We start from the raw sequence: 22,194 nt of genomic DNA, 5'->3' as shown, positions 1-22,194 counted from the left end.
GTCGTAAGGAGAAGAGTATGAAACAGGTTGCCGTTGTCATTGGCGGAGGACAAACCCTTGGGGCGTTCCTTAGCCGTGGGCTTGCCGCAGAAGGTTACCGCGTGGCGGTAGTGGATATTCAAAGTGATAAAGCGGCAAATGTCGCCCAGGAGATTAACAGCGAGTTTGGCGAAGGGATGGCCTACGGCTTTGGTGCGGACGCCACCAGCGAGCACAGCGTGCTGGCGCTGGCGCGCGGCGTGGATGAGATTTTTGGCCGCGCGGATTTGCTGGTCTACAGCGCTGGTATCGCCAAAGCGGCATTTATCAGCGACTTCGCACTCGGCGATTTCGATCGTTCCTTGCAGGTGAACCTGGTGGGCTATTTCCTCTGCGCACGCGAGTTCGCGAAGTTGATGATTCGCGACGGCATTCAGGGGCGCATCATCCAAATCAACTCCAAATCCGGCAAAGTGGGCAGCAAACACAATTCCGGCTACAGCGCGGCGAAGTTCGGCGGCGTGGGCTTAACGCAATCACTGGCGCTGGATCTGGCGGAGTACGGCATTACCGTGCATTCGTTGATGTTGGGTAACCTGCTGAAATCGCCGATGTTCCAGTCACTTATTCCGCAATATGCCAGCAAACTGGGCATTGCGGCGGATGAAGTTGAGCAATATTACATCGACAAAGTACCGCTCAAGCGCGGCTGCGACTACCAGGATGTGCTGAACGTGCTGATGTTTTACGCCAGCCCCAAAGCCTCTTACTGCACCGGTCAGTCGATTAATGTTACCGGCGGCCAGGTGATGTTCTGATCCGCATGGCCCTCCGCGCGGGGGCCCGATTTAAAAGGAGAGTGCTATGGTTTCAGCCCTGATTACCGTTGCCGCCATCGCCTGGCTTTGCCAGATGGCGCTTGGCGGCTGGCAAATCCGCCAGTTTAACAAAGCGTTTGATACGCTGTGCCAGCGCGGGCGCGTCGGTGTTGGGCGCTCCGGCGGGCGTTTCAAACCGCGCGTGGTGCTGGCCGTCGCGTTTGATCAACAAGACCGCGTGACCGACACCCTGCTAATGCGCGGTCTCACCGTTTTTGCCCGACCAACAAAAATCGACCACGTAATGGGGATAAAAAGAGAGGAATTAGAGCCTGATGTGATCTTTCCCCATGATCCTGGCTGTCAGAATGCTCTATCATTAGCGCTTAAAATGAAACATTGATAATTTCGTTGTGAACGCTAATAGCTTGCGAAATTATCATTTCGCAACGTAACGCAGGATATCAGCGCCTATGAAACCACGTCAGCGTCAGGCGGCTATTCTTGAGCATCTGCAAAAGCAGGGAAAGTGTTCTGTTGAAGAGCTGTCAGCTTACTTCGACACCACAGGGACGACCATACGCAAAGATCTCGTCGCGCTGGAACATTCCGGCGCGGTGATCCGCACTTATGGCGGCGTGGTGCTCAACAAAGATGAAGCCGATCCCCCGATTGATCACAAGACGCTTATCAACACCGTGCAAAAAGGGCTGATTGCCGAAACGGCAGTGACCTACATCCACGACGGCGATTCGATCATCCTTGATGCGGGCAGTACGGTACTGCAAATGGTGCCGCTGCTTAGCCACTTCAATAACATCACGGTGATGACCAACAGTTTGCATATCGTTAATGCCCTTTCTGAGCTGGATAACGAGCAAACGATCCTGATGCCGGGCGGCACTTTCCGTAAGAAATCGGCCTCGTTTCACGGCCAACTGGCGGAAAACGCCTTTGAGCATTTCAGCTTCGACAAGCTGTTTATGGGCACCGACGGTATCGATCTCAACGCGGGCGTCACCACCTTTAACGAGGTATTCACCGTCAGCAAAGCGATGTGCAACGCCGCGCGGGAAGTGATCCTGATGGCAGACTCCTCCAAATTTGGCCGTAAAAGCCCGAACGTGGTCTGTAGCCTGGAAAGCGTAGATAAACTGATCACCGACTCGGGGATCGCCGCCGACGTGCGCGCCGCGCTGGAAGCCAAAGGGGTCGAAGTGATCATTGCCGGAGAAAAACATGAGTGAGTCATTAATTAACGCCGGACGGCAAACCCTGCTGCTGGAGCTTCAGGAAGCCAGCCGTCTGCCGGATCGCCTCGGTGACGCGTTTGTGCGCGCCGCCGAAACCGTGCTGCACTGCGAGGGGAAAGTGATCGTTTCCGGGATCGGCAAATCCGGTCATATTGGCAAAAAGATTGCCGCGACGCTTGCCAGCACCGGTACACCGGCGTTTTTCGTCCACCCGGCGGAAGCGCTGCATGGCGATCTCGGCATGATCGAAAGCCGCGACGTGATGCTGTTTATCTCCTACTCCGGTTCGGCAAAAGAGCTGGATCTGATCCTGCCGCGTCTTGAAGAGAAAGCCGTTGCCCTGCTGGCGATGACCGGGAAACCGCGCTCCCCGCTGGCGCTCGCCGCGCGAGCGGTGCTGGATATCTCGGTTGAACGCGAAGCCTGCCCGATGCACCTGGCCCCCACCTCCAGCACCGTCAATACGCTGATGATGGGCGACGCGCTGGCGATGGCGGTGATGCAGGCGCGCGGGTTTGATGAAGAGGATTTCGCTCGTTCTCACCCGGCAGGCGCACTTGGCGCAAGGTTGCTCAATAAAGTGCACCATCTGATGCGCAAAGAGGAGCAGATCCCGCAGGTGCAACTGACCACCAGTGTGATGGACGCGATGCTGGAACTGAGCCGCACCGGGTTGGGCCTGGTGGCGGTCTGCGACAACCAGCGTCATGTACAAGGGGTATTTACCGATGGCGACCTGCGCCGCTGGCTGGTGTCAGGCGGGGCGCTAACCGCACAGGTGGATAAGGCGATGACGCCAGGCGGCATCACGCTGGAGGCAGGTAGCCGCGCCGTGGACGCCAAAGAGCGCTTAATGCAGCGCAAAATTGCCGCCGCCCCGGTGGTGGATGACGCCGGTTTACTGGTCGGCGCTATCAACCTGCAGGACTTCTACCAGGCCGGCATTCTTTAACACTTCCCCCCTGGACGTTTCGCCAGCCGGTGCAGGCTGGCGACGTCACTCTGTCGAATTCTGGCAGACGGTAATCTTTTAATGCTTCAGCCCGGACATTTCGCCAGCCGGTGCAGGCTGGCGACGTCACTCTGTCGAGCTCTGGCAGACGGTAATCCTTTAACACTTCAGCCCCGACATTTCGCCAGCCGGTACAGGCTGGCAACGTTACACTGCCGATCTCTGGCAGGCGGCAATCCTTTAACGCTTCAGTCCCAGGCGTTTCGCCAGCCGGTGCAGGTTGGCGACATCCATCTCCATACTCCGTGCGCAGGCTGCCCAGTTACCACCCTGCTCTTCCAGCGTGCGGGTAATATACGCCCGCTGAAAATCCTCCGTCGCATCGCGCAAATTTTGCCCCACGGGCAGCGACGTTATCGGGCCGGATGGCTGTGCCGGTTCATCGCTGAGGGCAAAATGGCGCGCTTCCAGCACCACGTCATCACGGTTACGCGTACCGCGCGCCAGCACCACCGCCCGGTGGATGGCGTGTTCCAGCTCGCGCACATTGCCCGGCCAGCCGTAGCGCAGTAAATGCGCACGCGCGCCGGGGCTTAACGCCACTCTCCCCAGCCCCAGCCGCAAACGGCACTGTTCGCAGAAATAGCCCGCCAGCAGAACAACATCTTCCCCGCGCTCGCGCAGCGGCGGCACAGAAAGCGGAAACACGCTCAAACGATGGTAGAGGTCGGCGCGAAAACGCCCGGCCAGCACCTCTTCGCGCAGGTCGCGGTTGGTCGCCGCCAGCACACGAACATTGACACGCAAACTGCGGTCGTCACCGACGCGCTGAATGTCGCCGTATTGCAGTACACGCAGTAATTTTGCCTGCAACGACAGCGACAATTCGCCAATCTCATCAAGAAACAGTGTGCCGTTGTCCGCCATCTCGAATTTACCGCTACGGTTGCTGATAGCGCCGGTAAATGCGCCTTTAACGTGACCGAAGAGTTCGCTCTCCGCCACGCTTTCCGGCAGCGCGGCACAGTTGAGATAGACCAGCGGATGAATCGCACGCGGAGAGCCTTCATGAATCGCTTTCGCCACCAGCTCTTTACCGGTGCCGGTTTCACCGCTTATCAACACGTTCAGATCGGATGCGGCAACGATATCGATCTCTTTTTTTAGCTGCGCCATGCCCGCCGACAAGCCAATCATTTCGCTGCGCGTTACCTGTTCGAACGCCGCTGGCGCGCCGGGCAGCATATTCTGGCTCTCCAGTTGCTCTATCAGCAGCGCGTTGTTCAGCGCCCCTGCCGCCAGCGCGGCAATCAACCGCAGCTCTTCATCGCTAAAGGTATCGAACTGATCCGGCGACATACCATCGAGCGTCAACGCGCCAATCAGATTTTGCCCGGCGAACAGCGGTAGCCCTACGCAGGCGTGCACTTTCAGGCTCTCCTGACCGGGGATCAGCCCATCGTAAGGATCGGGCAAATCGCTGTCGGCGGGAAAACGCACTACATCACCGGCACGGGCGATTGCCTCCAGCCGTGGGTGGCCTTCCAGCGTAAAACGTCGGCCTAAAACATCCTGCGCCAGCCCGTCGATTGCCAGCGGGATAAACTGCCGCGCGTCGTAGCGCAGCAACGCAGACGCGTCGCACTCCAGCACCTGGCGCAGCGTGGTGATCAGCCGCTGGAAACGATCCGCGTGACCGATACCGCTTTGTAATTCGATGGCGATCCCCGCCAGTACATTCAGCGAAAAACTCATACCTGCCTCACTGTCTTTTTGACAATGCATGGTGTCATATTGACTGTATTTAGCATAGTCATAATGACAATTTATTTTTTCAAAGAACACTAAAAATACATATAAATCAACACAATAAAAAACTGGCACGCAACTTGATATTAGCCATACATCAAATTGAGAAAACTGCACAGGACAACTGATATGGCTATTCATGTAAAAAACAACATTCACTGGGTCGGACAACGTGACTGGGAAGTGCGCGACTTCCACGGTACCGAATATAAAACCCTGCGCGGCAGCAGCTACAACAGCTATCTGATCCGCGAAGGCAAAAACGTGCTGATCGATACCGTCGATCATAAATTTAGCCGTGAGTTCGTGCAGAACCTGCGCAGCGAAATCGATCTGCAAATGATCGATTACATCGTTATCAACCATGCGGAAGAGGATCACGCCGGTGCGCTGACCGAACTGATGTCGCATATCCCGGACACGCCGATTTACTGCACCAGTAACGCCATCGACTCGATTAACGGCCATCATCACCATCCTGAATGGAACTTCAACGTGGTGAAAACCGGTGACACGCTGGATATCGGCAACGGCAAACAGCTTATTTTTGTCGAAACGCCAATGCTGCACTGGCCGGACAGCATGATGACCTACCTGACCGGCGATGCGGTGCTGTTCAGCAACGACGCTTTTGGTCAGCACTACTGCGACGAACACCTGTTCAATGATGAAGTGGATCAAACGGAACTGTTCGAGCAATGCCAGCGTTACTACGCCAACATCCTCACACCGTTCAGCCGCCTGGTAACGCCGAAAATCACTGAGATCCTCGGCTTCAACCTGCCGGTCGATATGATTGCCACCTCACACGGTGTGGTGTGGCGCGATAACCCGACGCAAATCGTTGAGCTGTATCTGAAATGGGCGGCGGATTACCAGGAAGATCGCATCACGATTTTCTACGACACCATGTCCAACAACACCCGCATGATGGCCGATGCCATTGCGCAGGGTATTAACGAAGTCGATCCACGCGTAGCGGTAAAAATCTTCAACGTCGCCCGCAGCGATAAGAACGACATTCTGACCAATGTGTTCCGCTCCAAAGGGGTGCTGGTTGGCACCTCGACCATGAACAACGTGATGATGCCGAAAATCGCCGGGCTGGTCGAAGAGATAACCGGCCTGCGTTTTCGTAATAAACGCGCCAGCGCCTTTGGTTCCCACGGCTGGAGCGGCGGCGCGGTTGACCGCCTGTCAACGCGTTTACAGGACGCCGGTTTTGAGATGTCGGTCAGTCTGAAAGCGAAATGGCGACCGGATATCGACGCGCTGGAAATCTGCCGCCAGCACGGACGCGACATTGCCCGGCAGTGGGCGCTGTCGCCGCTGCCGGAGCCGGTGAAAACATCAGCCGCCAGCACACAAGAAACCTGTGCCTGCGCAGCCGCAGCAGCGGCGGATCTCGGCCCATCCATGCAGTGCAGCGTCTGCCAGTGGATTTATGACCCGGCAAAAGGCGAGCCGATGCAGGATGTCGCGCCTGGTACGCCGTGGCGCGAAGTGCCGGACAATTTTCTCTGCCCGGAATGTTCCCTTGGCAAAGAGGTGTTTGACGAACTGGCAACGGAGGCAAAATGAGCGCAGGTATCGTCATTATCGGTTCGGGCTTCGCCGCCCGAACATTGGTGAAAAACATCCGCAAACTGGACAGCGCCGTACCGTTGACGCTGATTGCCGCCGATGGCATGGAAGAGTACAACAAGCCAGATCTCAGCCACGTGATTAGCCAGGCGCAGCGCGCTGAGGATCTGATTCGCCAGTCGGCGGGCGAGTTTGCCGAGCAATATCATCTGCGGCTGTTCCCGTACACCTTCGTCAGCGCCATCGACACACAAGCACGGGTGGTGAAAAACGCCGACAAACAGTGGCAATACGACAAACTGGTGCTGGCGACCGGGGCAAAAGCGTTCGTTCCGCCGCTGCCGGGGCGTGAAAAAATGCTCACGCTCAATAGCTTGCAGGAGTATCACGCCAGTGAAACCACCCTGCGTGATGCCAGCCGCGTGCTGATTGTGGGTGCCGGGCTGATAGGCTGCGAGCTGGCGATGGATTTTCGCCGCGCGGGCAAAACCGTGACCGTCCTTGATAACGCCGCCAGTATTCTGCCTTCGTTAATGCCGCCGGAAGTGAGTGGCCGCCTGCAACACTGCCTGACGGCGCTGGGCGTGCGTCTGCTGTTGCAATCGCGTTTAGTGCAACTCGACGAGCATGAACAGGGGGTGCGTGCGCAGCTGGATGATGACCGCTATATCGATGCGGATGTGGTTGTCGCCGCCACCGGGCTGACACCGCAGGTGTCGCTGGCGCAGAACGCCGGGCTGGAGGTTGGGCGTGGGATTGTGGTGGACGGTACGCTGCAAACCAGTAACCCGCACATCTTCGCACTCGGTGACTGTGCCCAGATTTACGGCAAGGTGCTGCCGTTCCTGCAACCGATCCAGTTGAGCGCGATGACGCTGGCGAAAAACCTCACCGGCAACAGCACGCAACTGGTGCTGCCCGCGATGCTGGTGAAAGTGAAAACGCCGCTGATGCCGCTGCATCTGGCCGGAGAAACGCACCGCACCGATCTGCGCTGGCACATTGCCACCGGGGCCGATGGCATGGTGGCAAAAGGCCTCGACACAGAAGATAAACTGCGGGCATTCGTGGTCAGCGAAGACAGAATGAAAGAGGCGTTTGCCCTGCTTAAAGCGCTGGCGGTATAGCCCGCGCTGCCGCCACCAGTCCCTGGCCGAAGGCAATGCCGCCATCACCGGCCGGGAGCTGGTGCGCAAACAGCAAAGTAAACTCCGCAAGATAGTGCTGTAAGCGTTTTTTCAGCAGGCGGTTATGCATCACGCCGCCGCTGAACACCAGCACATGGATCCCGCATAATATCGCTTCCTGTCGCGCCAGCGCTGCCAGCCCCTGCGCCAGCGCATCATGAAAGGCCCATGCGCGCTCGGCTGGTATGGCCTGCCAGTTGAGCCAGCTTTGCCAGAACGCCGCCAAATCCAGCATGGTGCCGCGAAGCGGCATCTGAACCGGATGTTCAACAGACGCCACGCTCGCCGCCAGCGCTTCCAGTTGGCAAGCTGCTTCGCCTTCATAACTCAGGTGCAGCGGCGCACAGCCCAGCGCACAGGCAATAGCATCAAATAAGCGCCCGCAGGATGAGGCTTTCGGCGCATTAACCCCGCGTTCAATTGCACGCGCCAGCATCGGCCAGTTTTGCCGCTGGATATCAGCGGTTTCCGGGTAGCGCTGCCAGTCAGGGACAAAATCCAGCATCTGCGCCAGCAGGTTGCGCCACGGCTGCTGCGCGGCTAAATCACCACCGGGGAGCGCCACCGCCGGTAGCCCGCCTAAGTGTTCACACTCGCGGTAATTGACCCGCAGGCATTCGCCGCCCCACAGCTCGCCGCCTTCGCCCATACCGATGCCATCAAGCGTTATTGCAATCACATCACCGCCTTCCAGCGGCCAGCCGTGTTCACCGAGGCAGGCCGCGGCATGAGCGTGATGATGCAGCACTGTCTGCACCGGCAGGCCATAACTGCTGGCCCATTGATGCGTGCGGTAACCCGGATGGGCATCAACCACCACCTGTTCCGGGGAAAAATCGTAAATATCCAGCATCAAACGCAGCGCACTGCGCCACTGCGCTTCGACGCCTTCATCGGTGAGATCGCCAAAATGCTGGCCCGGCACCGCGCTGTTACCGCGCAGCAGACAAAAGGTGTTTTTCAGATCCGCGCCCAGGCACAGCAGCGACGGAAGATCGTTAAACCCCGGCGGCAGCGATATCGCATCCGGCACATAGCCACGCGAGCGGCGCAGCATCTCCCCGCTCTCGCGCACCACGGAGTCATCCATGCGCTGAACAATATCGCGGTTGTGCAGCAAAAAACCGTCGGCGATGTCCGCCAGATCGCTTAACGCCTCGTCATTACCGATTGCGGGCGGTTTTCCGCTGAGATTGCCAGACGTCATCACCAGCGGGCGCTGTAACGCCTGCGCCAGCAGGTGTTGCAGCGGATTGGCAGGCAGCATGACGCCCACTTCATCAAGGCCAGGCGCAATCGCCTCGCACAGGCCGCTCACGCGCTCTTTTTCCACCAGCACAATGGGTGCGGCGGGCGTCGCAAGTAAGCGCTGCGCCTGAGCCGTCACGCCTTCCGCGACGGGTAACATCACCGCCAGCGGTTTTGCCGGGCGATGTTTTCGCGCGCGCAAGTGCATCACCGCCGCCTGGTTTGTTGCATCGCAGGCGAGATGAAAACCGCCAATGCCTTTTACCGCCACAATGCCGCCGCTTTTTAGCAGCGCGATCGCCGCCTGTAGCGCCGCTTCCCCGTGCGCATGCTGTTCGCCGCTGCGCCATTCAAGCGCGGGGCCGCATTCATGGCAGGCGACGGGCTGAGCGTGAAAACGCCGGTCCAGCGGATCGCGGTACTCGGCTTCGCAAACCGGGCACAACGGAAAGCTCGCCATCGCGGTGTTAGGCCGGTCATAGGGCATGGCGTGAATAATGGTGAAGCGCGGCCCGCAGTGGGTGCAGTTAATAAACGGGTAGCGGTAACGGCGTTCAGAAGGGTCGTTCATCTCCGCGAGGCAGGCCGGACAGGTTGCCGCGTCGGGAACAATTTGGGTATTCATTGCGCCACCCGCGCTGTGGCGAATGGCGAAATCAAGCGGTAAAACGGACCAGCAAAACGGCGCGCTGGTCACCATATCAATGCGCGCCAGCGGCGGGCACTGTTGCTGCAACAGGGCGAGGAATTCGCGCTCGTTGCCAAGCAGACGCACCTCCACGCCCTGCGCATCGTTACAGACATCGCCTTTCAGCCCGAGCTGTTGCGCCAGTTGCCAGACAAAGGGGCGGAAGCCCACCCCTTGTACTTTACCGTACACGCGCAAACAGACACCGATGCTGTTGGCCGTGTCATCATTGCATCGCTGCATTGAGCAATCGACTCTTCATCTGTTGATAAGTGCTCTGAGTGTACTCTTCGGCCCAGCGCTGATCGTTGATCGCACTCACCCGAACTGCGCAATATTTGGTCTCCGGCGTTTTTGAAATCGGGTCCAGATTATCCTGCGTCAGTTCGTTACACGCGCCAATCCACCACTGGTAAGTCATATAGACACTACCGTGATTGACGCGCTCGCTGACATCCGCGCGGGTGATCACCTTGCCACGGCGCGACTCAACCCACACAAGCTGGCGATCCTGTACGCCCAGCGCCGCCGCATCGTCCGGGTTAATCTGCACAAATCCGGGTTCATCGGCGAGGGTTTGCAGCGCCGCACAGTTGCCGGTCATTGAACGACAAGAGTAGTGCCCCACTTCGCGTACCGTGCAGAGCACCAGGGGGAATTCATCGTCCGGGCGCTCCGCTGGCGCACGCCACTGGGCAGCAAAAAGATGGCCTTTGCCGTCCGGCGTATCGAATTTGTTGTTCTGATACAGGTATGGCGTACCGGGGTGATCAAGCGTCGGGCAAGGCCACTGGACGTGCCCCATATCACCCATTTTTTCGTAGGTCACACCGTAGAATAGCGGGCACAACTCGCGCAGCTCATCCCAGATTTGCTGGTTGTTGTCATAGTGCATCGGGTAGCCCATTTCTGTGGCAATCAGGCTGATGATCTCCCAGTCACGCTTGACGTTGTACTTCGGCTCGATGGCTTTTTCAAAACGCTGGAAACCACGGTCGGCGCAGGTAAACACGCCGCCATGCTCGCCCCAGGAGGTTGCGGGCAACAGCACATCGGCTTGCTCGGCGGTTTTGGTCATAAAGATATCCTGCACCACCACGAAATCGAGCGCTTCAAAGCCTTTCCGCACCAGGCCTAAATCCGCTTCAGTCTGCAACGGATCTTCGCCCATGATGTAGTAGGCTTTCACTTTGCCTTCCAGCGCCAGATGCGGCACTTCGGTAATACGCACGCCAACTTTGTCATCCATTACCGCCGGGTCGATGCCCCAGGCTTTGGCGAATTTAGCGCGTACTTCCGGGTTTACCACATCCTGATAGCCAGGAAACTGGTTGGGGATCACGCCCATATCGCACGCGCCCTGCACGTTGTTTTGTCCGCGCACCGGGCCGACACCAACATGTTCACGCCCAAGGTTACCGGTGAGCAGCGCCAGGCTGGAGAGCCCTTTCACCACATCTACCGCCTGGCCGAACTGGGTGACGCCCATGCCCCACATAATGGTGGCCGACGGCGCGGCGGCATAGGTGCGCATCGCCTGGCGTACCTGTTTTGCCGGCACGCCGGTAATGTGTTCCACCGCTTCCGGCGCGTAATCTTTTACCGTTTCACGGTACGCCTCCAGCCCGGTAGTAAAGCTGGCAACATAATCTTTGTCGTAAAGTTCTTCTTCCAACAGCACATAACCAAAGGCATTAACCAGCGCCATATTGCAGCCGTTATTCAGTTGCAGGTGCTGATCGGCGATACGCGCGGTTTCGATGCGGCGTGGATCGCAGACAATGATTTTCGCCCCTTTCTGTTTGGCTTTGATCACCCGGCGCGCGACGATCGGGTGTGAATCGGCGCAGTTATAGCCAAATACCAGCAAACAACTGGAATTTTCGATATCGCTGATGGAGTTACTCATCGCGCCGTTGCCAAGCGTTTCCTGTAACCCGGCAACAGACGGGCCGTGGCAAACGCGCGCGCAGCAGTCGACGTTGTTGGTGTTGAGCACGCCGCGGGCAAATTTTTGCATCACATAGTTGGTTTCGTTGCCGGTGCCGCGTGACGAGCCGGTGGTCATAATGGCGCGCGGGCCGTATTTCGCTTTGATGTCGCTAAGGCGTTTGGCGGTGTAGCGGATCGCTTCATCCCAGCTAACCGGCGTCAGTTTGCCGCCTTTTTCGTAGCGGATCATCGGCTGGGTCAGGCGCGGCGTCAGCAGTTTGGTGTCGTTGAGGAAATCCCAACCGTAGTAGCCTTTCAGGCACAGTTCATTCTGGTTAGTGTGGCCGTTGGCCGCTTCCGCACGGATGATTTTTCCGTTATCCACGACCAGTTTCAGTTTGCAGCCAGCGCCGCAGTAAGGGCATACGCTCGTAATTTTTTTCATCAGTAACAGACCTGTTAAAAGTGAAATTCAGATTGTTTAGAACACCAGGGAAACGGCGCCATCCAGCGCGGCGCGACGACGTTTTTCCGCGCTCATCTGTTCCAGTAAGTTGCGATCGACACACACCAGCGCGTTGGTCGGGCAGGCTTGCATGCAAGCGGGGCCGCTTTCGCGGTGGTGGCACAAATCACATTTGTTGGCTTCGGCTTTCTCGGCGCGCACATTCAGGCCTGCGCCGCTGTGGCGAATAACCGGGCGCACCACTACCTCCATCGCACCGTACGGGCATGCGACTACGCAGGTTTTGCAGCCAATGCAGCGCTCCTGCATCACATGCACAAACCCTTCGTCGCGGCTGATGGCGCCGTTCGGGCAGACATTGGCGCAGGGCGCATCTTCGCACTGACGGCACAATGTCGCCGTCGACACATTGACACCCTTAATGACATGAATACGCGGCAGAAACGTCTCAGGGGTGAGCGCCGCGCAATCCTGGTTTTCCTGATGAGACACCACGCAGGCGACCTCACAGGTGCGACAGCCGATGCATTTTGCCGCGTCAGCCATAATAAATCGGTTCATGAATTCCTCCGGAAAAAAGGCGATATCCCGCCGGAGTATTCACAAAGCGTGCCAGAAATATAATTTACTGTAATTAAAAGGAATTTATAGAATCACTGGGCTGTCATCGTCAGAAGTGACGATGACAGCTGACGAGATCAGGCGTGCGGGCCATTAATAATGGAATCGCGAGTGATGAGCTCGCCGGGAAAGGTTTGCTGGTAGTGAAAATCGCCGCCATCGAGCATAAAGATCAAGCGGTTAATCGTCTCTTTGATCATCTCGGTGACCGGAATTTTCACGCTGGAGAGCGCCGGCACGGTAAATGGCGCAATAGCGATATCATCAAACCCCACCACCGACACCTGCCGGGGGACCGCAAGCTGGCTTTCATGCAACTGTTTAATCGCGCCAATGGCCATATCGTCATTGCTCGCCACCAGCGCGGTGAAGGTCGCCTTGCGGGAGAGCAACTCCGCCACGCCCTGCGCGCCGCTGGCTGGCGTCCATTTTCCTTCGGCGATCAACTCATTACGCACCTCGATCCCGTGCTGGGCCAGCGCGTCTTTATAGCCTGATAAACGTTCGATACCGGTGGGAGAATCCAGCGAACCGGTAATAAACGCAATATCGCGGTGGCCACGGGAGATAAGCCGCGACACCACGCTCATGCTGGAGGCTTTCTGGTCAGAGTAAACGCAGTGGCTGGCGTGTTTACGCAAGCGGCGGTTGAGCACCACGATGGGCTGCGAATGGTTGTCGATAATCTCATCGAGTTCATCAACGCTAAGAAAGCGCGGATAAATAATGATCGCGTCACAGCGTAAATCGAGCAGGTACTGGATCGCCTGACGCTCCTCTTCGGCGCTGTGTTTGCCATCTGCCAGCAGCAGCCGGCGACCTTTATCTTCGGTCATGCGCGCGGCGTGGGAAAGCAGCTCGCTAAAGTAAACGCCGTGATAGAGGGTGTTGGTGACCACCAGCCCGAGCGTTTGGGTTTTGCTGGAAGCCAGGCTGCGCGCCAGTAAATTCGGGCGATAACCACTTTCGGCAATGGCCTGAAAGACACGCGCTTTCGTCTCTTCGCCGACATACCCTTTGCCTGTCAGCACGCGGGACACGGTGGCTTTCGACACGCCGGCCCGCTTGGCTACTTCCTGCATTGTCGCCATCGATCCTACCCCTGCAAAAATCGTGACCCGAAGTGTACTTCAGGCGTTGCGATGATGGGAACACTTAACCCCGACAGATACACATTTCGCCCGCACAGCATTAAGTGATCACCATCACGATTATAGAAATAACCGCTTTTTATCTATTGTTTCATGCAATGAAACTCATCATGATTTTGTGGAACCGGTTACCTATTTCATGTTTCATGGCTGCAATAATGCGGCGATGAATCCGTACCTTATTGATAGAACAGGATAAAATCTGATGGCAAAGAATTATGCCGCGCTGGCCCACTCGGTGGTGGACGCGCTGGGCGGAGCCGAGAATATCGCCGCTGTAACGCACTGCATGACGCGTCTGCGCTTTGTAGTGAAAGACGAAACCCGTATCGACGCGCCAACGCTTAAAAGCGTCAGCGGCGTAATGGGTGTGGTACGCAACGACAATCAGTGCCAGGTCATTATCGGCAACACGGTTTCCCAGGCGTTTCGCGAAGTGGTCAGCCTGCTGCCGCAAGATATGCAGCCGGTTGAAGTACAGACGAAGCAAAAACTGACGTTGCGCCGCATTGGCGCGAGCATTCTTGATGCCTTGATCGGCACCATGTCGCCGCTGATCCCGGCGATCATCGGCGGGTCGATGGTTAAACTGCTGGCAATGGTGCTGGAGATGTCCGGCGCGTTGCCAAAAGGCTCCTCCACGCTGACGATTTTGACGGTGATTGGCGATGGTGCTTTCTTCTTCCTGCCATTAATGGTGGCGGCCTCTGCGGCGGTGAAATTCAAAACCAATATGTCGCTGGCGATCGCCATCGCCGGGGTGCTGGTGCATCCGAGCTTTGTCGATCTGATGGCGAAAGCCGCGCAGGGCGAGCATGTTGAGTTCGCGCTGATTCCGGTAACGGCGGTGAAATACACCTATACGGTGATCCCGGCGCTGGTGATGACCTGGTGTCTGTCGTATATCGAACGCTGGGTGGATCGCATTACACCGGCGGTGACGAAAAACTTCTTAAAACCGATGTTGATCGTGCTGATTGCCGCGCCGCTGGCGATTGTGCTGATTGGCCCGCTCGGTATCTGGATCGGTAGCGCGATCTCCGCGCTGGTCTACACCATTCACGGCTATCTCGGCTGGCTTTCCGTTGCCATTATGGGCGCGTTGTGGCCGCTGCTGGTGATGACCGGTATGCACCGTGTGTTCACCCCAACCATTATTCAGACCATCGCGGAAACCGGCAAAGAGGGCATGGTCATGCCGTCGGAAATCGGCGCGAACCTGTCGCTCGGCGGCTCTTCGCTGGCGGTGGCATGGAAAACTAAAAACCCGGAACTGCGTCAGACCGCGATGGCGGCAGCGGCTTCCGCGATTCTGGCCGGTATCTCTGAACCGGCGCTCTACGGTGTGGCGGTGCGTCTGAAACGCCCGCTGATTGCGAGTTTAATTAGCGGTTTTGTCTGCGGCGCGGTCGCGGGTATCGCCGGGCTGGCCAGCCACTCGATGGCGGCACCGGGATTATTTACCAGCGTGCAGTTCTTCGACCCGGCCAACCCAATGTCCATTGTCTGGGTGTTTGGCGTGATGGCGCTGGCGGTAGTATTGTCTTTCGTATTGACGCTGCTGCTCGGGTTTGAAGATATTCCCGTAGAAACCAGTGACAAACCGCAAGCGGCTGAGCCAGTCACTGTAAAAGAAGCACGAGCCTGATTAAGAAAGCGAGGTAACGCATGTCAGTATTTCCGCAAGGATTTTTATGGGGCGGCGCGCTTGCCGCCAACCAGTCGGAAGGGGGTTATCTGGAGGGCGGCAAGGGGCTGACCACCGTGGATATGATCCCGCACGGCGCAAACCGTCTGCCAGTGAAACTGGGGCAGGAAAAACGCTTTACGCTGCGCGATGACGAATTTTACCCAAGCCACGAGGCGATCGATTTTTATCATCGCTACAAAGAAGATATCGCGCTGATGGCGGAGATGGGGTTTTCGGTGTTTCGTACCTCGATTGCCTGGAGCCGCTTGTATCCGAAAGGTGACGAACTGACGCCGAACCCGGAAGGGATCGCCTTCTACCGCGCGGTGTTTGAAGAGTGCAAAAAGTACAATATCGAACCGCTGGTCACGCTGTGCCACTTCGATGTGCCGATGCATCTGGTCATTGAATACGGCTCATGGCGTAACCGTAAAATGGTGGAGTTTTTCACCCGTTACGCGCGCACCTGCTTTGAAGCGTTTGACGGGCTGGTGAAATACTGGCTGACCTTCAACGAGATCAACATCATGCTGCACAGCCCGTTCTCCGGCGCCGGGCTGGTGTTCGAAGAGGGGGAAAACCAGGATCAGGTGAAATACCAGGCGGCACACCATGAGCTGATTGCCAGCGCGCTGGCAACCAAAATCGCCCATGAAGTGAACCCGCATAACCAGGTCGGTTGTATGCTGGCGGGCGGGAATTTCTACCCCTACTCCTGCAAACCGGCCGATGTGTGGACGGCGCTGGAAAAAGATCGCGAAAACCTGTTCTTTATCGATGTGCAGGCGCGCGGCAGCTATCCGGCCTACTCCGCGCGCGTGTTCCGCGAAAAAGGCGTCACCATTTTGAAAGAGACAGGTGATGACGAGATCCTGAAGAACACCGTCGATTTTGTCTCCTTCAGTTATTACGCTTCGCGCTGTGCGTCGGCAGATATGAACGCCAACAACACCAGCGCCGCCAACATCGTGAAATCACTGCGTAACCCGCACATTGAAGTGAGCGAATGGGGCTGGGGCATCGATCCGCTGGGTCTGCGCATCACCATGAACATGATGTACGACCGCTACCAGAAACCGCTGTTCCTGGTGGAAAACGGCCTGGGCGCGAAAGATGAACTGAACGCCAACGGCGAAGTGGAAGATGATTACCGCATCAGCTACCTGCGTGAGCATATCCGCGCGATGGGCGACGCCATTGAAGACGGTATCCCGGTTATCGGTTACACCAGTTGGGGCTGTATCGATCTTGTGGCGGCATCGACCGGCGAAATGAGCAAGCGCTACGGTTTTGTCTATGTTGACCGCGATGATGCCGGTAACGGCACGCTGGCACGCAGCCGTAAAAAATCGTTCTGGTGGTACAAGAAAGTGATCGCCAGCAACGGGGCCGATCTCGACTAAACACCGCGCCATACCAGACGGGCAACACGAATGCATGTCGTCGTTGCCCGTCCTTTCCCCGCTGTTTACAGACTTTTCTCAACGCTGGTTTACCGCTTGATAGCGTGACAACGCTCACATCTATGCCAGGCTTAATGACGTGTATAACAACGTCTGAAGGAGAAAGCATGGCAGAGCAAAGCCCTAAAACCACGCTAGCACCGCACTATCCTACTCCTCCGTTTGTCGAACAACCGCAGCCCGCGCCGGGTCTTGCCAGCAAAATGAAACCCGTGCCGGATCACGGTGAAACCAGCTACCGGGGTTCCGGCCGTTTAACGGGCCGCAAAGCGCTGATTACCGGCGGCGACTCCGGCATTGGCCGGGCAGTTGCCATTGCCTATGCCCGCGAAGGCGCGGATGTGGCGATTAACTACCTGCCGGAAGAGGAATCCGACGCCGCCGAAGTGATCAAACTGATCGAAGCCGAAGGGCGAAAAGCCATCGCCATTCCGGGTGATATCCGCTCGGAAGCGTTTTGCCAGACGCTGGTAAAAGAGGCGGTCGCCAAACTGGGCGGGCTGGATATTCTGGTCAATAACGCCGGTCGCCAGCAGTTTAACGAGTCAATCCTGACACTTTCGACCGAGGATTTTGACGCCACCTTTAAAACCAACGTCTATGCGATGTTCTGGATAACCAAAGCCGCAGTGGAACATCTGCCGCGCGGTGCCAGCATTATTAACACCTCTTCGGTGCAGGCCTACCAGCCAAGCCCGATTCTGCTGGATTATGCGCAGACCAAAGCGGCGATAGTGGCGTTCACCAAATCGCTGGCGCAGCAGCTGGGTGAAAAAGGCATCCGCGTCAATGCGGTGGCGCCAGGCCCTTACTGGACACCGCTGCAGTCGAGCGGCGGTCAGCCGCAGGAAAAAGTGCAGCAGTTCGGGGCCAGCGCACCGCTGGGCCGCCCTGGTCAGCCCGTGGAAATCGCTCCGCTGTATGTCACCATGGCCTCGGCGGAAAGTAGCTACACCTCCGGGCAGGTGTGGTGTTCTGATGGCGGTACCGGCACGCTGTAACTCACTCCCGCTTCCACTCTGTATGGCCGCCGTCTGGCGGCCATTTCTGGTAAGGATCGCAACACCGTGAAGAACACAATTTCTCACTCTCCTGTACGGGAGGATGGCTTTGCCGAACCCGGCGATTACGCCGCGATTGGCGAAGGGCGCTCGGTTGCCCTTATCGCTCCCGACGGGTCAATCGACTGGTGGTGCGCGCCAAACCTTGATTCCCCACCGCTGTTTGATCGCCTGCTCGATCCGGAGATCGGCGGTTTTTTTCAGCTCGAGCCACAGCAACCTTACACCGTGACGCGACGCTACAGGCAGGACAGCAATGTGCTGGAAACCACCTTCACTACCGCCAGCGGCAAAGTGTTACTCACCGAATCCATTAACAGTACGCTCGCCGGACGCTTGCCGTGGAGCGAGCTGGCGCGGCGGATTGAAGGTCTGGAAGGCGAAGTAGCCTTAACGCTGAAAGTCCGTTTCGGCACACGAGCGGAAACCTGTTCGCCGTGGATGAACAAAACCGCGCACGGCAACGTCTACCATATCGCCGATTTAATGGCGATGCTGCGCACCAGCGAAGAGGTCAACATCACCGACGCCGACGATGAGCAGGTTAACGGCCATGTTACGGTTTCGGCGGGTCAACGGCGGTTAGTCGCCCTGCTGGTGACCGAGAAAGAGCCGCTGGCAGTCCCGAGTCTTGAGGCTATCGACGCGCGCATTGAAACCAGCCACACCGCCTGGTGCGACTGGTCAAAAAGCCTGAGCTATGCAGGACGCTACGCCGGGCATGTTGGCCGTTCCGCGCTGGCGCTGAAATTCCTCTGGTATTCCCCCACCGGCGCGCTTGCGGCGGCGGCGACAACCTCTATTCCGGAAGGGATGGGTGGCGAGAAAAACTACGACTATCGCTATGCGTGGATCCGCGATGCCTGCCTGATTATTAAAGCGTTTGCGTTTTTGGGGGCGCTTGAAGAGTGCAAAGCCGCTTTCTCGTGGCTGTCAAAAACCATTATTCGCCACGGGGTCAGGCTACAGACCTGTTACACCCTCGAAGGGGATGAAGTGCCCTGTGAAACGTACCCGGCACTGCGGGGCTACAAAAATTCAAAGCCGGTGCGAGTGGGGAACAACGCGCGCGACCAGCTACAGCTCAGCATGTATGGCGACATGCTGGCAACGGCGGAACTGTTCGTGGAAGCGGGCCATGTGCTGGATCTCACCACGTCGCGGCTGCTGGGTGAGCTGGCAAACTGCTGCGCCGATCACTGGCGGCAAAAGGATTGCGGGATTTGGGAACTGCCCGAGCTGCAACATTATACCCACTCCAAGATGGCGTGCTGGCTGGCGCTGGATATGGCCGTGCTGATGGCGAAAGAGAAATATATCGAGCCAACGTGGGTCGGGCGCTGGGAGCGCGAGCGGGATCGCATCCGCGACTGGATAGAAACCCATTGCTGGTCAGAGCGCAAACAGGCTTACCTCTTCTACCCGGAGAGTGAAGATCGGCTTGATGCTTCACTGGCGCTGGTTTATCGCTATGGCCAACAGGTTAACCCTGAGCGCATGCTGGCCACTTACCGGGCTATTGAAGACGAGCTGGGTCACGGCGGCGCACTGGTCTACCGCTACAGCGGCGTCGAACAGGAAGAGAACACCTTTGTCGCCTGTTCGTTCTGGCTGGCCGCAGCCTGGGCAGCGATGGGCGAGACAACCAAAGCCGAAGCGGCCATGGACGCGATCCTCAACGCCCTTTGCGATAAAGGCAATGTCGAAACGTTTAATGAGATGTTTGATGTTCGCACGGGCAAGTGGAGCGGCAACCTGCCGCAGGGTTTAAGCCACCTGGCGCTGATTTGCGCAGCCCAGGCGATTACCGAACACGGCTCATCATCACGCCCATGAACCGGCAGGAGCGGCAAACGTGCTTGCGTTCTCAGCCCGCAACCGCAGGTTTTTCTGCCAAAAGGGTAAACACGGCTACTGCCTGAGGTGGTTTTTCTCATGCGCGATCAACCACGCTTTACGTGCGATACCGCCGCCGTAGCCGGTCATCGCGCCATCTTTACCGATAATGCGATGACAAGGAATGACAATCGCCACCCGGTTTGCGCCATTGGCCGCCGCAACAGCACGCACGGCGGTGGGTTGTGCAAGTGACTCCGCCAGCGCCTGATAATGTGTGGTCTGTCCGTACGGCACCGTTTGTAAGCCTTGCCACACGCGGCGCTGAAACGCGCTGCCGGGCAGATCCAGCGTCAGCGAAAACTGCTGGCGTTCACCTGTGAAATACTCGCCGATCTCTTTTTCCGCCTGCCGGGTATGCAGGTTTTCTCCGGCGATAATGAGCGCTTTCAACAAGCGCTGTAGGTCGCTGAATTCGGTCTCCAGCATGCGCCGATCCACGAACTCCAGCAGACACACGCCCTGTTCCGTGGCGCAGACAAACATCGGGCCAATCGGTGTAGTGAAACGGTGGATCATGATCACCTGCTGCCCGACGCTCGGTGGCGCGCCAGTGAGTTTTTTACAGGTATAACCAAAACCGCTGAGCGATTCATAACCGCTGTCAAAGGCAACTTCGGTGGCGCTGCGCCCGCCTTTCAACTCCTGAAGCGCGACATTTACCCGCGACATGCGCTGAAAAGCCTGAAACGTGATGCCATGTTGCTGTAAAAACCAGCGGCGCACGCGCTCCGGGCTGATGCCCTGATCGCGCAGCAGCGTGTCGCTGATACGCATTTTAGGATGGGCGCGGACCAGCGCTACTGCCTGCTCGATAAAGCCCGGGGCCGAGCAGGCATTTTCCGTTGGCCGACACACTTTGCACGGGCGGAAACCGGCATCGAGCGCTGATTTCATTTCGCGGAAAAACACCACATTTTCCCGCTTTGGTTTACGCGCGCGACAGACGGAAATACAAAAAACCCCGGTGGTTTTGACACCGACAAAAAAGAGACCGGTATATTCAGAAGCGCGATCGAGCAGCGCCTGATACCAGATATCGCACTGCGCTTTATCCGTGATTTGCATAGTGGAAAACGCCCTCAAAGGATTGCTGTGTCTGCACGCTCAACAGTATGTTTTTCAGCTGCGTTTGTAACGCGGCATGAACAAAATTGCCCATCGAAATGCGGCGCACGCCGAGCGTGGCCAGTTCGGCGAACCCTGCCAGCCCCGGAACGCACATCACATTGAGCGGCAAAGGGATCTGTTGCGCGAGTGCTGTAATATCCGCGTTTTGCAACACGCCAGGCACAAACAGACCGTCCGCGCCGTGCTGAGCATATAACTGCCCGCGATACAGCGTCTCTGCCAGCGCATTTTTTCCGTTCAGCAAGAAGGTGTCGGTACGGATATTTAAAAACAACGTACCCGGCAATTGCGCGCGAATTTCCCGTAACTGCCGGGCGAATGGCGTGGCCTCAAGCAGTTGCCGTTCGCCATTAACCACACGGCTATCTTCCAGATTGATACCCTCCACGCCGAGCTGTATGAGTTGTTGCAGGTTATCGGCAATCGCCTGTGCGGTTTCGCCGTAACCGGCTTCCATATCCACGCTGAGTGGCAGATCGCAGGCGGCGCGAATGCGCTTCACCATAAACAGCAGTTCAGCAAACGGCATCTGTTCGCCGTCATCATAACCGAGCATCGCGGCAATGGCGGCGCTGGAGGTGCCCATCGCCTGATACCCGGCCTGCTCTGCCGCCTGCGCGCTGGCTGCGTCCCAGACATTGGCAAGCAGGAATGGTGTGGTTTGCTGGTGAAAAGCGGTGAAATCCATAGTCGTCTCCAGGAGGTTAAGTGCAGTCAGTGTGGCGTTTGCTGTCTACGCCTCACAACCGAAAATCGGACGACCATTTTTTTATCTCAGGCAGAAGCCGTTTTTGGCTGGCAATTAATTTACCCGGCGCAGAGCAAAGATCATTGCCTCAGACGTTGGGGGTAATACGCGATTTTGCTGCGCTCGGATCGTTGCGGTAAGAGATTGCTGGAACCGCGTTTCCAAGGGGAGCTATCGAGGTCCAGGGTGTTGATAGTCAGCGGTTGATTCTTATTGCTATAGGTTTGGCCGTTTGCCGTGAAGGTGCGGGTCATCACAATTTCGACCTTGCCTGAATCGTTCGGTGTTCTGAAGAAAAAAGTGACGATCTGCGTTTCAGTCTGCAGCGGGTCTTTGTTGATTTTTCGGCTGAGGAAATCATCGTTACCAAAACAGCGCCCATCATCGCGGTAAAAAGAACCCAAACTAAAGCCACTGAAATGGAACGCATTTTTCCTCATAAAATCAATGCTACGTCGTGGAGGCCGGATAAGGCGCAAAGCGCCATCCGGCAACGTAGTAGTGGTTTTTGGCATCA

The 22,194-nt window shown here is 57.2% G+C and carries 18 protein-coding genes; 10 read left to right on the top strand and 8 right to left on the bottom strand.

Annotated elements, in window-relative coordinates:
• The first annotated feature begins 17 nt into the window (after positions 1 to 17).
• The 4 genes from srlD to gutQ all read left to right on the top strand — a co-directional run bounded on the left by srlD (position 18) and on the right by gutQ (position 3,002).
• Complete coding sequence (srlD, locus tag BN2591_RS20800) at positions 18 to 797, top strand: sorbitol-6-phosphate dehydrogenase (RefSeq protein WP_017459304.1); 780 nt, start codon at positions 18 to 20, stop codon at positions 795 to 797.
• 46 nt (positions 798 to 843) lie between these two features.
• On the top strand, positions 844 to 1,200 hold the full coding sequence (gene gutM, locus BN2591_RS20795) for a transcriptional regulator GutM (RefSeq protein WP_017459303.1): 357 nt from the start codon (positions 844 to 846) through the stop codon (positions 1,198 to 1,200).
• Positions 1,201 to 1,270: 70 nt separating this feature from the next.
• Complete coding sequence (gene srlR, locus BN2591_RS20790) at positions 1,271 to 2,044, top strand: glucitol operon DNA-binding transcriptional repressor SrlR (protein ID WP_065370234.1); 774 nt, start codon at positions 1,271 to 1,273, stop codon at positions 2,042 to 2,044.
• The gene (gene gutQ / locus BN2591_RS20785) at positions 2,037 to 3,002 is read left to right on the top strand and encodes an arabinose-5-phosphate isomerase GutQ (RefSeq protein WP_086873695.1); all 966 of its coding nucleotides are present in this window, start codon (positions 2,037 to 2,039) and stop codon (positions 3,000 to 3,002) included. Before srlR ends, gutQ begins: the two co-directional genes overlap by 8 nt.
• Before the next feature lie 240 nt (positions 3,003 to 3,242).
• Here gutQ and norR read toward each other — a convergent pair whose 3' ends face one another.
• The gene (gene norR / locus BN2591_RS20780; RefSeq protein ID WP_086873694.1) at positions 3,243 to 4,757 is read right to left on the bottom strand and encodes a nitric oxide reductase transcriptional regulator NorR; all 1,515 of its coding nucleotides are present in this window, start codon (positions 4,755 to 4,757) and stop codon (positions 3,243 to 3,245) included.
• Between the two features lie 183 nt (positions 4,758 to 4,940).
• Here norR and norV point away from each other — a divergent pair, with 183 nt between their 5' ends.
• Both norV and norW read left to right on the top strand, forming a co-directional pair.
• Positions 4,941 to 6,392 carry an anaerobic nitric oxide reductase flavorubredoxin gene (gene norV / locus BN2591_RS20775; protein WP_086873693.1) on the top strand — a complete coding sequence of 484 codons (1,452 nt, stop codon included), beginning with the start codon at positions 4,941 to 4,943 and terminating at the stop codon, positions 6,390 to 6,392.
• Positions 6,389 to 7,522: an NADH:flavorubredoxin reductase NorW gene (gene norW, locus BN2591_RS20770; RefSeq protein WP_086873692.1), complete on the top strand. Its 1,134-nt coding sequence runs from the start codon at positions 6,389 to 6,391 to the stop codon at positions 7,520 to 7,522. Before norV ends, norW begins: the two co-directional genes overlap by 4 nt.
• Here norW and hypF read toward each other — a convergent pair.
• The 4 genes from hypF to BN2591_RS20750 all read right to left on the bottom strand — a co-directional run bounded on the left by hypF (position 7,503) and on the right by BN2591_RS20750 (position 13,628).
• Positions 7,503 to 9,761, bottom strand: coding sequence for a carbamoyltransferase HypF (hypF, locus tag BN2591_RS20765; RefSeq protein WP_086873691.1), 2,259 nt, complete (start codon positions 9,759 to 9,761; stop codon positions 7,503 to 7,505). The two genes, norW and hypF, sit on opposite strands and share 20 nt — an antisense overlap.
• Positions 9,745 to 11,895: a formate dehydrogenase subunit alpha gene (gene fdhF, locus BN2591_RS20760; RefSeq protein WP_086873690.1), complete on the bottom strand. Its 2,151-nt coding sequence runs from the start codon at positions 11,893 to 11,895 to the stop codon at positions 9,745 to 9,747. Before fdhF ends, hypF begins: the two co-directional genes overlap by 17 nt.
• Positions 11,896 to 11,931: 36 nt before the next feature.
• Complete coding sequence (gene hydN, locus BN2591_RS20755; protein ID WP_020454941.1) at positions 11,932 to 12,477, bottom strand: electron transport protein HydN; 546 nt, start codon at positions 12,475 to 12,477, stop codon at positions 11,932 to 11,934.
• Between the two features lie 137 nt (positions 12,478 to 12,614).
• Positions 12,615 to 13,628 (bottom strand): LacI family DNA-binding transcriptional regulator, encoded by a 1,014-nt coding sequence (locus BN2591_RS20750; RefSeq protein ID WP_086873689.1) that lies wholly within the window; start codon positions 13,626 to 13,628, stop codon positions 12,615 to 12,617.
• Between the two features lie 265 nt (positions 13,629 to 13,893).
• Between BN2591_RS20750 and ascF the strand changes: the two genes are divergently transcribed.
• From ascF to BN2591_RS20730, 4 genes are all read left to right on the top strand, one after another.
• Positions 13,894 to 15,336, top strand: coding sequence for a PTS cellobiose/arbutin/salicin transporter subunit IIBC (gene ascF / locus BN2591_RS20745; protein WP_086873688.1), 1,443 nt, complete (start codon positions 13,894 to 13,896; stop codon positions 15,334 to 15,336).
• A gap of 20 nt (positions 15,337 to 15,356) precedes the next feature.
• Positions 15,357 to 16,781, top strand: coding sequence for a 6-phospho-beta-glucosidase (locus BN2591_RS20740; RefSeq protein ID WP_086873687.1), 1,425 nt, complete (start codon positions 15,357 to 15,359; stop codon positions 16,779 to 16,781).
• A 167-nt stretch (positions 16,782 to 16,948) separates the two neighbouring features.
• Complete coding sequence (locus BN2591_RS20735; protein WP_086873686.1) at positions 16,949 to 17,842, top strand: SDR family oxidoreductase; 894 nt, start codon at positions 16,949 to 16,951, stop codon at positions 17,840 to 17,842.
• Positions 17,843 to 17,908: 66 nt separating this feature from the next.
• Positions 17,909 to 19,738, top strand: a complete 1,830-nt coding sequence (locus tag BN2591_RS20730; RefSeq protein ID WP_086873685.1) for a glycoside hydrolase family 15 protein — start codon at positions 17,909 to 17,911, stop codon at positions 19,736 to 19,738.
• Positions 19,739 to 19,813: 75 nt separating this feature from the next.
• Here the strand turns inward: BN2591_RS20730 and BN2591_RS20725 are convergent, their stop codons facing one another.
• From BN2591_RS20725 to BN2591_RS20715, 3 genes are all read right to left on the bottom strand, one after another.
• A complete protein-coding gene (locus BN2591_RS20725; RefSeq protein WP_086873684.1) occupies positions 19,814 to 20,866 on the bottom strand; it encodes a bifunctional transcriptional activator/DNA repair enzyme AdaA in 1,053 nt (350 codons plus the stop codon).
• On the bottom strand, positions 20,850 to 21,617 hold the full coding sequence (locus tag BN2591_RS20720; RefSeq protein ID WP_086873683.1) for an isocitrate lyase/PEP mutase family protein: 768 nt from the start codon (positions 21,615 to 21,617) through the stop codon (positions 20,850 to 20,852). The genes BN2591_RS20725 and BN2591_RS20720 overlap by 17 nt, the downstream gene beginning before the upstream one ends.
• Positions 21,618 to 21,757: 140 nt before the next feature.
• Positions 21,758 to 22,192, bottom strand: a complete 435-nt coding sequence (locus BN2591_RS20715; protein ID WP_143468274.1) for a hypothetical protein — start codon at positions 22,190 to 22,192, stop codon at positions 21,758 to 21,760.
• Positions 22,193 to 22,194 lie beyond the last annotated feature (2 nt).

Origin of the sequence: Kosakonia pseudosacchari (assembly GCF_900184035.1) — a bacterium.
Classification (GTDB): Bacteria; Pseudomonadota; Gammaproteobacteria; order Enterobacterales; family Enterobacteriaceae; genus Kosakonia; species Kosakonia pseudosacchari.
Note: the sequence above shows the minus strand (reverse complement) of the source record. Positions and strands in the feature narration are given on the sequence as shown.

Excerpts from the sequence above, each read along its gene's own strand:
- srlD (WP_017459304.1), top strand. The coding sequence starts at position 18 with ATGAAACAGGTTGCCGTTGTCATTGGCGGAGGACAAACCCTTGGGGCG.
- gutM (WP_017459303.1), top strand. The coding sequence starts at position 844 with ATGGTTTCAGCCCTGATTACCGTTGCCGCCATCGCCTGGCTTTGCCAG.
- srlR (WP_065370234.1), top strand. The coding sequence starts at position 1,271 with ATGAAACCACGTCAGCGTCAGGCGGCTATTCTTGAGCATCTGCAAAAG.
- gutQ (WP_086873695.1), top strand. The coding sequence starts at position 2,037 with ATGAGTGAGTCATTAATTAACGCCGGACGGCAAACCCTGCTGCTGGAG.
- norR (WP_086873694.1), bottom strand. The coding sequence starts at position 4,757 with ATGAGTTTTTCGCTGAATGTACTGGCGGGGATCGCCATCGAATTACAA.
- norV (WP_086873693.1), top strand. The coding sequence starts at position 4,941 with ATGGCTATTCATGTAAAAAACAACATTCACTGGGTCGGACAACGTGAC.
- norW (WP_086873692.1), top strand. The coding sequence starts at position 6,389 with ATGAGCGCAGGTATCGTCATTATCGGTTCGGGCTTCGCCGCCCGAACA.
- hypF (WP_086873691.1), bottom strand. The coding sequence starts at position 9,761 with ATGCAGCGATGCAATGATGACACGGCCAACAGCATCGGTGTCTGTTTG.
- fdhF (WP_086873690.1), bottom strand. The coding sequence starts at position 11,895 with ATGAAAAAAATTACGAGCGTATGCCCTTACTGCGGCGCTGGCTGCAAA.
- hydN (WP_020454941.1), bottom strand. The coding sequence starts at position 12,477 with ATGAACCGATTTATTATGGCTGACGCGGCAAAATGCATCGGCTGTCGC.
- BN2591_RS20750 (WP_086873689.1), bottom strand. The coding sequence starts at position 13,628 with ATGGCGACAATGCAGGAAGTAGCCAAGCGGGCCGGCGTGTCGAAAGCC.
- ascF (WP_086873688.1), top strand. The coding sequence starts at position 13,894 with ATGGCAAAGAATTATGCCGCGCTGGCCCACTCGGTGGTGGACGCGCTG.
- BN2591_RS20740 (WP_086873687.1), top strand. The coding sequence starts at position 15,357 with ATGTCAGTATTTCCGCAAGGATTTTTATGGGGCGGCGCGCTTGCCGCC.
- BN2591_RS20735 (WP_086873686.1), top strand. The coding sequence starts at position 16,949 with ATGGCAGAGCAAAGCCCTAAAACCACGCTAGCACCGCACTATCCTACT.
- BN2591_RS20725 (WP_086873684.1), bottom strand. The coding sequence starts at position 20,866 with ATGCAAATCACGGATAAAGCGCAGTGCGATATCTGGTATCAGGCGCTG.
- BN2591_RS20720 (WP_086873683.1), bottom strand. The coding sequence starts at position 21,617 with ATGGATTTCACCGCTTTTCACCAGCAAACCACACCATTCCTGCTTGCC.
- BN2591_RS20715 (WP_143468274.1), bottom strand. The coding sequence starts at position 22,192 with ATGCCAAAAACCACTACTACGTTGCCGGATGGCGCTTTGCGCCTTATC.